This window comes from Azorhizobium doebereinerae UFLA1-100 (genome assembly GCF_000473085.1).
Lineage (GTDB): Bacteria > Pseudomonadota > Alphaproteobacteria > Rhizobiales > Xanthobacteraceae > Azorhizobium > Azorhizobium doebereinerae.
Window position 1 is genome coordinate 140,636 of the sequence record NZ_AXBA01000006.1, and the last position, 14,581, is coordinate 155,216.

Below are 14,581 nucleotides of genomic sequence, written 5' to 3' on the forward strand. Positions count from 1 at the left end.
CCCTCAGCGGAGAAATTTTGACCGAACGGTTCGGTACGCTCTTGAAATGTGCTTTTCGCTGGCGTAAGTCAATGTCCACGTGACCGAACCGTTCGGTCAGACACCGGATCCGCAACCTGGTGGCCTGATCGGCGTTGAGGGAGGAGAGCAACCGCCCCCGCTCTCCTCCCTCTCTTCGTTCGTTTGGCAGCATCTGCCTCAGAAAAGAAACATTATGTCCCTGGCCGCCAAGACCTCGTCCGGGCCCTCGCCCGAGACCTCGGAGCAGAATATCGAGCCCTCGCGCATGCGCGTCGCCGAAGCCCCTTCTCAGGGCGCGGCTGCGGCCGTGGCCGCGCCGGCGAAGTCCGGCGGCCGCCGCCGGGTGATCCTCACCCTTGTCGCGCTGCTGGTCGCGGCCGGCGTGGTTGCGTGGGGATACCGCTACTGGACCGTCGGCCGCTTCATGGTGTCCACCGACAACGCCTATGTGGGCGCCGACATCGCCATCGTCGCCCCGAAGGTGTCGGGCTATGTGGCGGTCGCCCCGCTGGTGGCCAACAGCCACGTGAATGCCGGCGACCTCCTGGTGAAGCTCGACGACAGCGACTATCGGGTCGCCGTGGATCAGGCGAAGGCCAAGGTCGACACCCAGGATGCGACCATCGCGCGGCTCGGCAAGCAGGTGGAAGCGCAGCTCGCCGCCATCGACCAGTCCAAGGCGCAGCTCCAGTCCGCCGAGGCGGACGAGGCCCGCTCCGCGGCCGATTTCCAGCGCACCTCCAAGCTCGCCATCAATGCCTTCGCCAGCCAGCAGTCGCTGGACAGCGCGCGGGCCGACCGCGACAAGACCGCATCCGCCACCGTCGCCGCCCAGGCGGCGGTCAGCTCGGCCCGGGCCAATCTCGAAGTGCTGAAGGCGCAGAAGGCTGAGGCGGAAAGCACCCGCAAGGAGCTGGTGGCGGCGCTCGCCAAGGCCCAGCTCGACCTCGACGCCACCCAGGTGCGCGCCCCGTCCGCCGGCATCATCGGCAACAAGGCGGTGGAGGTCGGCGACTACGTGACCGCCGGCAAGCGCCTCGCCGCGCTGGTGCCCGACAACGGCGCCTATGTGGACGCCAACTTCAAGGAAACCCAGTTGCGCGACCTGCGTCCCGGCCAGAGGGTGGAACTGTCGCTGGACACCGACCCCGACCACCCGATCACCGGGACCGTTGACAGCATCGCGCCCGCCGCCGGTCAGGTGTTCAGCCTGCTGCCGCCGGAAAACGCCACCGGCAACTTCACCAAGATCGTGCAGCGCGTGCCGGTTCGCGTCCGCGTTCCGCTCGCGGACCTGGAGCGCGGGGTGCTCCGCCCCGGCCTGTCCGTGGTGGCGACCGTCGACACCCGCACCGGGCCGAGCCGCACCGCCGAGGCACGCTGATGGCGGCCGGGCCGGCCGCCGGGGCGCCTGCCGAGCCGCAGGTGACCGCCCGGCGGATGATCGCCTTCCTGGCGCTCATCTTCGGCATGTTCATGGCCATCCTGGACATCCAGATCGTCTCGTCCTCGCTGTCCGAGATCCAGGCGGGCGTGTCCGCCTCCGCCGACGAGATCTCCTGGGTCCAGACCGCCTATCTCATCGCCGAGGTGGTGATGATCCCGCTGTCGGGCTTCCTCGCCCGGGCGATGTCGACGCGCTACCTGTTCGCCCTGTCGTCGGCCGGCTTCACGCTGGCGAGCCTGCTCTGCGCGACCGCCACCTCCATCGAGCAGATGATCTTCTACCGCGCCGTGCAGGGTTTCATCGGCGGCGGCATGATCCCGACCGCCTTCGCGGCGGCCTACACCATCTTCCCCAAGCGCTACCAGCCGCCGGTGATGTCGCTGGTCGGCCTCGTGGTGACGCTGGCGCCGACCATCGGCCCGACGGTTGGCGGCTATCTCACCGACGCCCTGTCCTGGCACTGGCTGTTCCTGATCAACGTGCCGCCGGGTATCGCGGCGACGCTGCTGTGCTGGTTCCTGGTGGATTTCGACAAGCCCGAGTTCAGCCTGCTGAGGCAGTTCGACTTCATGGGCCTCATCGGCATGGCGGTGTTCCTCGGCAGCCTGGAATATGTGCTGGAGGAGGGCGAGCGCGACGACTGGTTCCAGTCGGAAACCATCGTCTTCTTCTCGGTCATGGTGGTGCTCGGGGCGATCCTGTTCTTCTACCGGGCGTTCAAGGCGAAGCAGCCGGTGGTGGATCTGCGCGCCTATGCGGACCGCAATTTCGCCGTCGGCTCGGTGCTCACCTTCATGCTGGGCACCGTGCTCTACGGCCTGACCTATCTCTACCCGCTGTTCCTGGCGCAGGTGCGCGGCTTCAATTCGTTGCAGATCGGCGAGACGGTGTTCGTCACCGGCGCCGCCATGTTCGTGTTCGCCCCGGTGGTGGGCATCTTCGGCCGCAAGCTCGACCCGCGTCTGGTCATCGGCGCCGGCTTCGTCTGCCTCATCGTCTCCTCGTTCGAGCTGCTGCCCATCACCAAGGACTGGGGCTTCTACGAGATGCTGTGGCCGCAACTGCTGCGCGGCGCGGCGCTGATGATGTGCATGGTGCCCATCAACACCGTGGCGCTCGGCACGCTGCCGCCCTCGCAACTTAAGAATGCCAGCGGCCTGTTCAACCTGATGCGCAACCTCGGCGGCGCGGTCGGGCTGGCGATCATCAACACGGTGCTGAACAGCCGGTGGGACCTCCACATGGCCCGGCTGCGGGATGCCGTGACCTGGTCGCGGCCGGGCGTGGTGGACACGCTCGCCAACATCACCGCCGGCTTCCAGGCGCGCCTCGGCACCAATGCGGAGATCGCGGCCACCAAGGAGGTGGCCAAGATGGTGCGCCAGCACGCGCTGGTGATGGCCTTCTCAGACGTCTTCCTCGGTATCGCGGTCTTCCTGTGCGGCGCGGCCCTGCTGGTGTTCCTGGTGCGCAAGCCGAACGCCGGGGCGGGCGCGGCGCCCGCCCACTGAGCCGCGCCTCGCGGGGCGCGCCTCAGGCCGGGCGCATGGTCCCGGCCGCAGGCATCGCCGCCGCGGTGGCGACCAGGGTCGCCACGTGCGGCGCGAGGCGCAGCATGTTGTCGCCTTCGCGTTTGGCATCATAGAGCGCCAGATCAGCCGCGTTCAGTAGGTCCTCCATCGAGCCCTGCCCGTCCGCGCTCAATGCCATGCCGCCCGAGGCGGTGCAGAGGATGCCGCGCTCGCTCGCTGCGGCGGCCTGCTGGGTGAAGCGCTCCATCAGGCAGCGCGCCACTTCGGTAGCGGCCCTGGCGTCGCAGTCCGGCAGCATGATCGCGAATTCCTCGCCGCCGATGCGCCCGGCAATGCCGGACGGGGCGAGGCACAGCGCGACCGCGCGGGCAAAGGCCTTGAGGACGGCATCGCCTGCGGCATGGCCATAGGTGTCGTTCACCGCCTTGAACTCATCGAGATCGAAGATCGCCACCGCCGCCGGCCGGCCGGCGCGGGCGCAGGCGGCCAGCCGCGCCGTTCCCTGCTCGAAGAAGGCGCGCCGGTTGCACAGGCCGGTCAGCGGATCGGTCGCCGCCGCCTGCCGCAGCCGCGCCTCCAGCCGCTGCTTGGTCAGGCCGATGACCAGGATCGCGGTCATCTGCACGAAGGCGATGGCTTCCAGCAGGACCACGCCGAGCCACGGGCTGTGGAACGGCAGGGCTCCGGCCGGGAGGAGCCCGACGATGATCGGTGTGCGCAGCAGCATCACGAAGGCATGCGCGGCGATCAGCAGCGCCAGGGGCAGGCGCCCCGGCAGCGGTTCGCCGGCCCGGAATTCGCGCGCCGCCAGCAGCATGAACAGCGCGATGAGGGCGGATCCGTAGAAGCTGCGGAACGGGACCCAGCCGGCGAACAGCGGCGAAGCCCAGAACAGCAGCCAGGCGAGAGGCCCGATGATGATGGCGGTCCAGCAGGGCGGACGGCCGTTGAAGGCGCGCGCACCGGTCCAGACGGTACTGGTGGCGATGATGATGACGGCGGGCCCGATCGCCTCATGCAGACCGGGAGGAAGGCGAATGGTGCCGGAAAACAGCGCGACGCCGACGCTGGCGAGCAGAAGGGCGCCGCCGCTCCAGGCCAGCATCTTTTCGGCGCGGTCGCGGGCCCAGCTCCACAGCAGGGAAAGACCTGCCACGTCGAGAGTGACAATCAGCGCGACGAATAGAGTTGTTGGGTCGAACCACATGCGCCCGAGTCTGAAACCGCCCGATCACCATCTGATAAAGCACGCGCGGCGGTTGGTACAGTGGTGGGCGGCCCTTACACGCCTACCTGCCAGCTTCACACAAGATCGGATCGCGAACGCAGAACGGGATCAGGCGCCGAGCAGAATACGCAGCGCCTCGTTGCCCAGCCTTGTCGCCACCGGCCCGTTGGCGAGTATGACCACGCCGTGGGTCGCCGGGGCACCGGTGCCTTGCCAGTCGGTGAAGCCCATCCAGGAGGTGAAGCCGGCCACCGCGCCATTCTTGTTGAGGGCGCGCACCGGGCCTCCGGACGTCGCCACCTGCTGGGCGAACCAGCCATAGGCGGTCGTCGGGCTGCGTTCCCCACCGCCGCACGGCGGCGCGTGGAAGCGCGGCGACTGCTGGTAGGCCAGGGCCGGATCCGATGGCCCGCCCGGCTTGCGCCCCATGTTGCAGGCGAGGAAGGCCAGCATGTCGGTTCCGGTGCTCACGATGCCGCCGGCACCGATGGTCGGCGGGCGGGTTGGCGCATAGGGCGCCCCGGTGGGCAGGGGGCGCCATTCCCGCCTGTAGCCGATTGGCAGGCGCGGCCGCAGCGAGGGGGCGAACACCTGGGTGTCGCGCGCGCCGACGTCCGCGCAGAAGGCGGAGAGGGCCGCAGCGTATCGCCGGACATAGGCGGTGGTGTCCGTCCCCTGAAGGCCGGTGGCCGCCATGGCCAGGAGAGCCCAGCCAAGGTTCGAATAGGCATAGCAGGTGCCCTGGGGCAGGGGGCCGGGCAAGGCGTTGAGATAGGCGAAGACGCTGTCGAGCGTGGCCAGTGTGCCGGGCGGGTAGACGCCGCCCTGGTTGTCCTGCGGCAGTCCGGGCCGGTAGGAGGCGAGATTGGCCAGTTCCAGCGCCGCCACGGCGGGCGAAAGGGCGACGGCGCCGCCGAGCGCGGTGCCGAGCGTCCCGGCATAGGCGCCATGCGCGCGGTAGGAGAGGGCCGAGGTGAAGACCTTGGAGATCGAGCCGATCTCGAACGGGGTCTGGGGCGTGAGCGCCAGCGGGGCGCCGGTGGCGGACAGGAGGCCCGCCCCGCCGGCGACGAGCACGCGGCCCTCCGGCGCCTCCGGGCTGATGAGGGCAAGGGACAGGGCGAGCTGCGCGCCGTTCTGGGCCCTGGCGCGGGCCGCCGCCCGGTCGATGAGCATCTGGCAGCGATCGCTCTGCGCCAAGGCGCGGCCGGACAGCAGCGCCGGAGCGGCGAGCCCCGTGGCGATCGTGCCGGAGAGGAAGGCGCGACGTGTCAGCATGCCCCAAGCTTGACCGGCCTGGCGCAGATTTCAAGCCATCGCCGCCAGGCTTGCGGTTTCGACTTGATGCGCGCCGCGCCCGGCGCCATGTGAAGGGAAGATCAGGCCGATCGGAGCGCGGCGGCGGAGCCGTCCTTCGATGCGGCAAGTGGGCTTCAGGGGAGCACGGGATGACGGGACTGAAGAGCTTGGCCGGGGCCGGCGTCGTGGCGGCGGCGATGGCATGTGGCGCTCCGGCCTTTGCGCAGGAATGCCTGGAGCAGATCGTCGCCTTGCAGAACCGGCTGCCGCAGCCGCCGCTCGACGCGCCGGTGAACGCGGGGCCGTCCGCGCGGCAGACGGTGGGGACGCAGCTGGACCACCAGCCGACCCCCGGATCGGTCGCCGCCGCCAGCGGCGGGCAGCCGCAATTGTCCGGCGCGCAGGCCTATCTCAACAAGGCGGAGAACCTCCAGGCGGCCGGCGACAAGGCCGGTTGCCTCCAGGCGGTGGAGGAAGCGCGCAAGCTGCTGGACCGCAAATAGGGCGGCGTGGGGCGAAAAATGCCGCACGCGGCACCATGGTAACTCCCCAAAAAAATTAGCCGGATCAACGTCATCGGACTGTCAGGCAGTGCGCGGCAGGTAGCCCTGTTTCGCACCTGCTCCGGATTGCTCCCATGCGTCTTTTCCGCCGGCCCCGGCTCGTCTTGCGTGCCACCATCGGGCGCAAGTTGGGCGCCGTTCTTGCCCTGCTGACCCTGGTGACGATCGCCGTCTCCGGCTTCGGCTATCTCCAGATCGCCCTGGAACAGCATAGGGCGGAGCAGATCGAGAAGATCTGGAACGGCGCGTTGCAGGCCCAGACGCTGGCGCGGACCATCGAGCACGCGGTGGTGGAGGCCAATGCCGTCTACACCGCCAAGGACAAGGCCGCCGCCCGCGACAAGCTCGAAGGCCTCCAGCGGGCGTTGCAGGACGTGACCGCCGCGCGCGAGCCCTTCTTTGCCGCTTTGGGCGAGCAGATCGATCCGCAGCGCCGCCAGCGTCTGCAGAACCAGCTCAACGAATTCGTCGCCTACCAGGAAGACACCGCCCAGCTCGGCCTCACCATTTCCCCGGCGGCGGCGCTGCTCCAGGCGACGGAGGAGCCGACCATCCGCAGCCGCGAGCAGATGCTCGCCGGCATCACGGCGCTCGGCAAGGACGTGCTCGCCGGCCTCGACCGGACCCGCGCGGAGGCCGAGGCGTCGCGCTCCGACGCCCAGGTGGCGCTGATCGCCTTTCCCGCCGTTGGCCTGGTGCTGGCGCTCGGCATGGCCGGCTGGCTGACCACGTCGCAGATCCAGCGCCCGCTGATCCGGCTGAAATCCACCATGACCGCGCTGGCCGCCGACGACCTGGAGGTGGAGGTGCCCTTCGCCCAGCGGCGCGACGAGATCGGCGAGATGGCCCAGTCCATCGCCGTCTTCCGGCGGGCGCTGCTGGAAAAGCGCGAGGCGGACGCCGCCCTGCTGGCCCGCTCCGCCGCCGATCACGCGCGGGCGGAGAACCTGGCGGAGGCTGCCCGGGCGTTCGAGCAGGAGGCGCTGGCCATGATGAGCGCCGTCGCGGAAGCGGCCGAGAAGATGAACTTCGCCGCCGGCGCCATGGCCAATGCGTCAGATTCCACCCAGACCCAGGCCAAGCTTGCCTCCGAGGCGGCCGGCGCCGCGGCGCGGGCGGTAGATTCCATCGCCGGCAGCGCCCGGCACCTGTCCGAATCCGCCGATGAGATCGGCGAGCGCATCCGCACCACCAGCCAGATCGCGGCGGAAGCCCTGGTGGAAACCGAGCAGACGGGCGCCGCCGCGGGCCAATTGGTGGCGGCTGTGGGCAAGATCAGCGAAGTGGTGGGCGTCATCGCCTCCATCGCCGAGCAGACCAACCTGCTCGCCCTCAACGCCACCATCGAGGCGGCCCGCGCCGGCGACAAGGGCCGCGGCTTCTCGGTCGTCGCCAGCGAGGTGAAGGCGCTGGCCGAGCAGACCGCCCGTGCCACCGCGCAGGTGACGGAGGAGATCACCGGCATCCAGAGCGCCAGCCGCGGCACCTCCAAGGCCGTGGACCTGATCGCCGAGACGATCCGCAACATGAACCTGCTGGCCCGCGAAGTGGCGGAGGCCGCCGTCGGCCAGGGCCACGCCAGCCGCGACATCGCGGTGAGCATGGACGAGGCGGCGGGCGGCTCGCGCACCGTGTTCGCCAGCATCGGCGGCGTGCAGAGCGCGGTCGCCTCCAACGGTGGCCATGTGGCCGAGGTGCAGACCCTGGCGGTCAACCTCGCCGAGCGGGCGCAACTGCTCGGCCGTTCGGTCGAGACCTTCCTGAGCTGCGTGCGGGCGGCCTGACGGCCGCCCCCGGAGCACGCAACCTCTCTCTTACGTGTGACTGTGCGAACCGCTGTTGCGCCCTATGCTGATCGAATGTTGATCGAGGGGTGGGAACATGTTCGACATCACGACATTGACCGGCATTCACACCTGGCTGAGCCTGATCGCCATCGCCTCCGGCGTGGTGGTCACGGGTGGATTGTTCGCGTCGCGCCGTCTGCCGGGCTGGACGGCGCTTTTCCTCGCCACGGCGGTGGCCGCCAGCGCCACCGGCTATCTGTTTCCGTTCAACGGCGTCCTGCCGTCGCACATCGTCGGCGCGGTGGCGCTGGTCGTCCTGGTGGCGGCGCTGGCGGCCCGCTATCCGCTGCGTCTGTCCGGCGCCGCGCGCTGGATCTACGTGGCAGGCGCGGTGGCGAGCCTCTACCTGCTGGTGTTCGTGGGCGTGGCGCAGGCCTTCGCCAAGATCCCGGCCTTGAAGGCCATGGCGCCGACCCAGGCCGAGCCGCCGTTCGCCATCGCCCAGGGCGTCGTCCTGCTCATCTTCCTGGGTATCGGCGTCCTTGCGGCACGGTCCTTCCATCCGGCGGGCCCCCTGACGGGCCTGAGGCAAGCCCAGGCGCGCTGAGGCGGAAAGCCTCGGCTCAGAGCCGATCGCGCAACGCGTAATAGCTGAGGCCGGCCACCAGCAGCGGATAGCGCAGCGCCGTGCCGCCCGGAAAGGCCGGCACCGGGAAGCGTTCCAGCACGGCGAGGCGGTCCAGGCGCCCCGCCACCGCCTCGGCGAGGATCTGCCCGAACAGCGGCGCCAGCAGCACGCCCTGGCCGCTGTAGCCGGCCGCCACCAGCACCCGGTCGGACAGGCGCCGCACGAAGGGGTTGCGGCTCATAGTGAGGCCGAGGATACCGCCCCAGCCATAGTCGAGCGGGATGTCCGCCAGTTGCGGGAAGATGCGCAGCATGTAGGGCCGCACGAAGCCGGTCACGTCGCGCCGTAGCGTCCGGCGATAGCTCTCCCCGCCGCCGAACAGCAGCCGCCGGTCGGGCGAGAGGCGGAAGTAGTTCACCACGAAGCGGGTGTCCGACACCGCCGCATCGTTCCGGATGAGCTCGGCCGCGCGCGCGCCGAGCGGCGCGGTGGCGGCGATGTAATTGGCGATGGGCATGACGTGGGTGTCCACGCGTCGGTCGAGCCCGTCCATCAGCCCGTCGCCGCATTCCAGCAGCCGGTCGGCCCGCACCACGGGGCCGGCGGCGGTGGAGATGCGCACGCCGCCGGTCTCCTGCGTGATCGCGACTGCCCGCGTGCCCTCGAACAGGCGAGCGCCGGCCTTCTGCGCGGCGCGGGCGAGGCCGAAGGCGAGCTTCAGCGGATGCAGATGGCCGCCGCCCTTGTCGAAGGTTCCGCCGTGGTAGGCGTCCGAGGCGAGCAGCGACCGCAATTCCTCGCGCGACAGGGGCGCGATGTCCTCATAGCCATAGGCGTCCCGCAGATGACGGGCGTAGGCTTGGTCGTCGGCGGCAAGGTCCGGCTTGTGGGCGGCGTGGATCAGGCCGCCCCTGAGGTCGCAGTCGATGTCCTGGGTGGCGATGAGATGCCGCAGCAGGACTTTCGCGTCCTCGGCCAGATCCCACAGCTTGCGGGCGTCGTCGCGGCCCACATGGGCTTCCAGATAGGCCTGGTCGCGCCGATGCCCGGAATGGATCTGCCCGCCGTTGCGGCCCGAGGCGCCGGACCCGACGCGCCCGGCCTCCAGCAGGACCACGTCGAGACCCATCTGGGCGAGGAACAGCGCGGCGGCGAGCCCGGTATAGCCGCCGCCGACGATGGCGACGTCGGCGCGGGTGTCGGCGGTGAGCCGCGGCAGGTCCGGCGGGGTGCCGGCCGTCGCGGCGTACCAGGAGGCGGGATGGTCCGGGGGCGTCACGGCCGGCTCAAACGTTGAGCAGCAGGTATTCCCGTTCCCATGGCGAGATCACCCGCATGAAGGTCTCGAACTCCGCCCGTTTCACCGCTGCATAGGTCTTGACGAAGCGCTGGCCGAGCACAGTGCCCAGTTCCGTGCAGGCGGCCAGTTCGTCCACCGCCTCCAGCAGGCCGCGCGGCAGGTCGAAGGGCTTGTCCTTGGCGTCGCCCTCCAGCGGCTCGGTGGGCCGCAGGCCCTGCTCGATGCCGAGATAGCCGCAGGCCAGCGAGGCGGCGATGACGAGATACGGGTTGGCGTCGGAGGAGGGCACGCGGTTCTCCACGCGCCGTGCTTCCGGCAGCGAAGGCGGCACGCGCAGGCCGGCGGTGCGGTTGTCATAGCCCCATTGGACGTTGATGGGGGCCATGGAATCCGGGGTCAGGCGCCGGTAGGAGTTCACATAGGGCGCCAGGATGCAGAGCACCGCCGGCAGGTATTTCTGCTGGCCGGCGATGAAGGAGAAGAATTCCGGCGTCGGATCGCCATCGGCGTCGGAGAAGATGTTCTTGCCGGTCTTGCTGTCCACCACCGACTGGTGGATGTGCATGGCGCTGCCGGGCTCGTTGGCGATCGGCTTGGCCATGAAGGTGGCGTAGATCTTGTGCCCCAGTGCCGCCTCGCGGATGGTGCGCTTGAACAGGAACACCTGGTCCGCCAGCACCAGCGGGTCGCCGTGGCGCAGGTTGATCTCCATCTGCGCGGCGCCGTCCTCGTGGATCAGCGTGTCGATCTCCAGGCCCTGGGCCTCGGAATAATCATAGATGTCCTCGAACAGGGCATCGAACTCGTTCACCGCCTGGATGGAATAGGACTGCCGGCCGATCTCGGGGCGGCCGGAGCGGCCGACCGGCGGCTTCAGCGGATAGTCGGGGTCGGTGTTGGGCTCCACCAGATAGAATTCGATCTCCGGGGCCACCACCGGCGTCCAGCCGTGCTTGGCATAGAGGCCGAGCACGTTCTTGAGCACCTGCCGGGGGGATTCCTCCACCGGGCGGCCGTCGCGATGATAGGCGTCGTGCACGATCTGCGCGGTGGGGTCCTGCGCCCAGGGCACGGCGCAGAGCGTGGCGAAGTCCGGCTCCATGACGAGATCGGAATCCGCCACCACGGAATCCACCAGCCCCTCGTAATCGGGATATTCGCCGGAAATGGTCTGGAAGAAGACCGAGAGCGGCAAATTCATCACCGGCGAGGAGAAGAATTTCGAGGCGGGCATGATCTTGCCGCGCGCCACGCCGGCGAGATCGGGCACGGTGCACTCGATCTCGGTGATCCCGCGGGCGGCCATCCAGGCCTTCGCCTCGCTCAATGTCTTGACGCCACGGGGCGCCGTCAGGGTGACTTTCTCGTTTGCCTTGCTGCGCTTGGCCATGGAGCCCTCTGGCACGACCGCCGTGCCGGAGCAGGGAACACCTGCCCACCACCCGGTGTCAACGGAAGGCGGCGTTGCGGCAGGCGATGAGTCCAGAACAGGAACGGAACGAATCGCGGTCGAATCGAGAGAGTCGGGCGTTCCTGCTTTGTCCCATCGCGGTCACCGCGCGAGACTCAGGGCTTCGGCGCGCTCACCGGCACGGCCTTGTCCTTCGCCTCGGTCTCGAAGCTGGTGGCCTCCAGCAAGGCGGTGCCGATCATGGTGGCGATGGAGACCTTGAAGGGAGCCATCAGCCGGGTGCCGGAAATGGGCACCAGCCAAACGAACATCTCCTTGTTCTCCATCATGTATTTCACGGTGGAGCGGGTCGGGCGATGGCCGGCGACGGGAAAGTAGCTGGCTCGGCACACCACCGAGGGGCCGGCATAGGTCTTGCCCGCCTTCACTTGCTCCACCCGCAGGAAGGAGAGGGCGACATCATAGCGCTGGCGGCCGTCGAACACCGGGATGGTGCGGTCGCAGGCGGCGGCGGAGATTGGATCGACGGTGCCCGGCACATAGACGAACGCGCCGCTCATGGGGTCCATGATGTTGGCGAGATGCGCCTCGGTGATCTCCACCCGGTCGGGCAGCGGCTTGACCGGGGGCTCCACCTCCACCTCCTTGGCAGCGCCGCCGACGATGCCGAGCCGCACGGACTCCGGCTTGCCGTCCGCCTCCGCCGACAAGGCGAAGACCTGCGGGCTGACCTTGGCGACGCCGATGCCCCCCTTGGCGGCCGCGCTGCCCTTGCCGGCGGACACCGCGCGCAGGATGCCGGTGACCTTGCCGGTGCCGGCGATCTGGTAGGCGGTGTCGGAGGCATCGACCGCGATGGTCGCCCGGCCGATCTCCACCCCGGCCACGGTGAGCGTGTATTTGGCTGAGAGCTTGCCGTCGGCGCGGGCCATGGCGAGAGGGCAGGCGGCAACGGCTGTGCCGAGCGCGGCGCGGGCTGCCAAGGCGGCAAGAAGGGCAAGGCTCGGGCGCATGGCGGGTCCGGATCACTCGTGACGCAACGGCTTACCCCCGTCCGGAGGCGCCTGATTCGCGGATGTTCGCCCTTCATTGTGCCATGAGTGGGGAAGGGGGCCGAACTTTGTCCGGGTTGCGCCGCACACCAAAAATGCCCGGCGGGAACCCTCTGGAAAGGCGCAAGGTCATTGACTTAAGCGGCGTTTGTCACGATCTTCTGGGTCCGCCTTTCGCGTCGAGACCTGCCCGCGGCTCGCAGCCGCCGCAACAATTCGGCTTCCGGGGGCGGAAAGTTCAATGGCAAGAGGAGTTTGCCGCCATTCGACGCCCTATGAGACCCGTCGCGCCGGAGAAGGATGGTCCGCGCGTCAACGAAGAGATCCGCATCCGCGAAGTTCAGCTCATCGACCAAGATGGGCAAAATCGTGGTGTCCTGGCCATCCGCGACGCCTTGGCGCTGGCGCAGGAGGCCGGGCTTGATCTCGTGGAGATCTCGCCCAATTCCGCTCCTCCCGTCTGCAAGATCCTCGATTTCGGCCGCTTCAAGTATCAGAACCAGAAGAAGGCCAGCGAGGCGCGCAAGAAGCAGAAGGTGGTCGAGGTCAAGGAAATCAAGCTGCGGCCCGGCATCGATACCCACGATTACGAGGTCAAGATGCGCGCGATGCAGCGCTTCTTCGAGGAAGGCGACAAGGTGAAGGTCACCCTGCGCTTCCGCGGTCGTGAGATGGCGCACCAGGACATCGGCTACAAGCTGCTGCAGAAGCTGCGTGAAGAGGTGTCCACCATCGCCAAGGTGGAAGCCGAGCCCATGCTCGAAGGCCGCCAGATGATCATGATCCTGGCGCCCCGCTGACCGCGCCTGCGTTTGTCCGACACGACACGGCCCGCCTTCGCTGAAGGCGGGCCGTTTCTGTTTCAGTGCCTTGCCGGATCAGGGGCAGGGATGCCGGAAGCCGTCGTAGCCGAGATAGGTGCCCGTGCGGGGGTCGTACGAGCGATAGCGCGAGGCGCAATAGGCCTGCGCGTTGGAGATGTTCGCCTGGTTGGCATTGGCCACGCTGGCCGCCGCGGCGCCCAGCGCCATGCCACCGATGATGCCGGCGGCCACCGCCGCGCCGTTGTTATTGTAATTATAGTAGCGCGGGCCGTAGTAGCCGGGACCCCGCCAGCCGGGGCCGCCCCAGCCGCGATTGTAATAGCCCGGGCCCCGCCAGCCGGGGCCGCGCCAGCCGGCACCAGGCCCGCCGCCGCGCCAGCCGCGCGGCGGGGCGCGTCGGACGCCGGGAGGGGCGTGGGGCCCCGGCCCGTAATACTGCACCCGCTCCACCGGCACCTTCGGCGCGGCGGCGAGGTCGCTCGGGACGCTGGATGCGCCGAGCCGCAGCGCCTGGGCGCTCGCGATTGTCGGCAGGCCGACCGAGGCCGCGACCGCAGCGGCGGTGAGAAGGGCGGAGGCGCGTCGCCAAGCGCTTATGCGTGCTGTCATTTTGTTCTCCTTCGGAGCTACAACGCCGCCGCGCCTCAAAAGATGCGGGCAGTCACGGACGATTGAGCCGGCGGCGTCCGCGACCGGGGCCGCCCGGCACCATTGGCGGCGCGGACGGCCCGGTCGGCCTCGCGGATGCGGGCGCGCCATGCCGCCGTCAGGTGCAGGGATGGCGACGGCCGTCATAGCCCAGGAAGGTGCCGGTCCTCGGGTCGAAGGAACGGTACTTCGCCGCGCAATAGGCGTACCAGTTGGCTGGCGGCGGGGGAGCGACGGCGGTTGCCGCGGCGCCGCCGATGATCACGCCGGTGGCGAAGGCCGGTCCCCAGCCATAATTGTAGCCATAGCCCCAGCCTGGGCCCCAACCGGCGTAATAGCGCGGGCCCCATCCAGGCCCCCAACCCGGTCCGGGTCCACCCCAGCCCGGCCGGCCCCATCCGGGACCGCCCCAGCCGGGGCCGCCGCGCCAGCCGCCACCGCCCCATCCGGGGCCGCCCCAGCCGCCCCGGCGCCATTGGACCTGCTCCACACCGCCGGCCGCAGCGGCGACGGCGGATGGCGGCAGGGCGCCGAGCGCAAGAGCCTGCGCGGAGGCGGGACGGGGAGCCGTGGCAAGGCCGGCGGCAAGCACCACGGCGGCGGACGTGAGTGTGAGTGCGCGAACGAGGGGCATGATTATTCCTCCGATCCTTTATGTATATGGACACTTTGGCGCCCTCGGGGTTCCCATGGGGCCGGTGTTCACATTCGCTTGAGCGTGGGCGTGGGCCGGTCCCGACTCTGGCTGCGCTTGCCTTTTGAAGCCGGCTCCTGTAACGAGTGCGGCCTTCCGAACCGGCCGGCGACAAGGGCTGCCGTGCTGGTTCTTATTGCTCACTAA

General features: G+C 69.3%; 13 protein-coding genes. 6 read left to right on the forward strand and 7 right to left on the reverse strand.

The features are described from left to right. Window positions 1-214: 214 nt before the first annotated feature. Entirely contained in the window at window positions 215-1,405 is a 1,191-nt protein-coding gene (locus tag YU1_RS0107950) for an HlyD family secretion protein (protein ID WP_029003619.1), read from the forward strand. Further along, window positions 1,405-2,979, forward strand: coding sequence for a DHA2 family efflux MFS transporter permease subunit (locus tag YU1_RS0107955; protein WP_029003620.1), 1,575 nt, complete (start codon window positions 1,405-1,407; stop codon window positions 2,977-2,979). The genes YU1_RS0107950 and YU1_RS0107955 overlap by 1 nt, the downstream gene beginning before the upstream one ends. 22 nt (window positions 2,980-3,001) lie before the next feature. Here YU1_RS0107955 and YU1_RS31860 read toward each other — a convergent pair whose 3' ends face one another. Continuing rightward, entirely contained in the window at window positions 3,002-4,207 is a 1,206-nt protein-coding gene (locus YU1_RS31860) for a GGDEF domain-containing protein (protein WP_084539738.1), read from the reverse strand. 129 nt (window positions 4,208-4,336) lie between these two features. After that, a complete protein-coding gene (locus YU1_RS0107965; RefSeq protein ID WP_029003621.1) occupies window positions 4,337-5,506 on the reverse strand; it encodes a serine hydrolase domain-containing protein in 1,170 nt (389 codons plus the stop codon). A gap of 170 nt (window positions 5,507-5,676) precedes the next feature. Between YU1_RS0107965 and YU1_RS31865 the strand changes: the two genes are divergently transcribed. The 3 genes from YU1_RS31865 (at window position 5,677) to YU1_RS28510 (ending at window position 8,484) form a co-directional block, all read left to right on the forward strand. Beyond that, entirely contained in the window at window positions 5,677-6,030 is a 354-nt protein-coding gene (locus YU1_RS31865; protein ID WP_051356617.1) for a hypothetical protein, read from the forward strand. A gap of 134 nt (window positions 6,031-6,164) precedes the next feature. Continuing rightward, window positions 6,165-7,874 carry a methyl-accepting chemotaxis protein gene (locus YU1_RS0107975; protein ID WP_051356618.1) on the forward strand — a complete coding sequence of 570 codons (1,710 nt, stop codon included), beginning with the start codon at window positions 6,165-6,167 and terminating at the stop codon, window positions 7,872-7,874. 97 nt (window positions 7,875-7,971) lie between these two features. Beyond that, complete coding sequence (locus YU1_RS28510) at window positions 7,972-8,484, forward strand: hypothetical protein (protein ID WP_035714406.1); 513 nt, start codon at window positions 7,972-7,974, stop codon at window positions 8,482-8,484. A gap of 16 nt (window positions 8,485-8,500) precedes the next feature. Here YU1_RS28510 and YU1_RS0107985 read toward each other — a convergent pair whose 3' ends face one another. From YU1_RS0107985 to YU1_RS0107995, 3 genes are all read right to left on the reverse strand, one after another. Next, on the reverse strand, window positions 8,501-9,784 hold the full coding sequence (locus YU1_RS0107985; RefSeq protein WP_029003623.1) for an NAD(P)/FAD-dependent oxidoreductase: 1,284 nt from the start codon (window positions 9,782-9,784) through the stop codon (window positions 8,501-8,503). A 7-nt stretch (window positions 9,785-9,791) separates the two neighbouring features. Beyond that, window positions 9,792-11,195 (reverse strand): glutamine synthetase family protein, encoded by a 1,404-nt coding sequence (locus YU1_RS0107990; protein WP_029003624.1) that lies wholly within the window; start codon window positions 11,193-11,195, stop codon window positions 9,792-9,794. Between the two features lie 176 nt (window positions 11,196-11,371). After that, a complete protein-coding gene (locus YU1_RS0107995) occupies window positions 11,372-12,229 on the reverse strand; it encodes a DUF3108 domain-containing protein (protein ID WP_051356619.1) in 858 nt (285 codons plus the stop codon). A 314-nt stretch (window positions 12,230-12,543) separates the two neighbouring features. On the opposite strand from YU1_RS0107995, the gene infC reads away from it, so the two are divergent. Then, the gene (infC, locus tag YU1_RS0108000) at window positions 12,544-13,068 is read left to right on the forward strand and encodes a translation initiation factor IF-3 (protein WP_029003626.1); all 525 of its coding nucleotides are present in this window, start codon (window positions 12,544-12,546) and stop codon (window positions 13,066-13,068) included. Between the two features lie 78 nt (window positions 13,069-13,146). Here the strand turns inward: infC and YU1_RS28515 are convergent, their stop codons facing one another. Continuing rightward, a complete protein-coding gene (locus YU1_RS28515; RefSeq protein WP_051356620.1) occupies window positions 13,147-13,701 on the reverse strand; it encodes a BA14K family protein in 555 nt (184 codons plus the stop codon). A gap of 157 nt (window positions 13,702-13,858) precedes the next feature. Next, on the reverse strand, window positions 13,859-14,374 hold the full coding sequence (locus YU1_RS32585; RefSeq protein WP_084539739.1) for a BA14K family protein: 516 nt from the start codon (window positions 14,372-14,374) through the stop codon (window positions 13,859-13,861). Window positions 14,375-14,581: the final 207 nt, after the last annotated feature.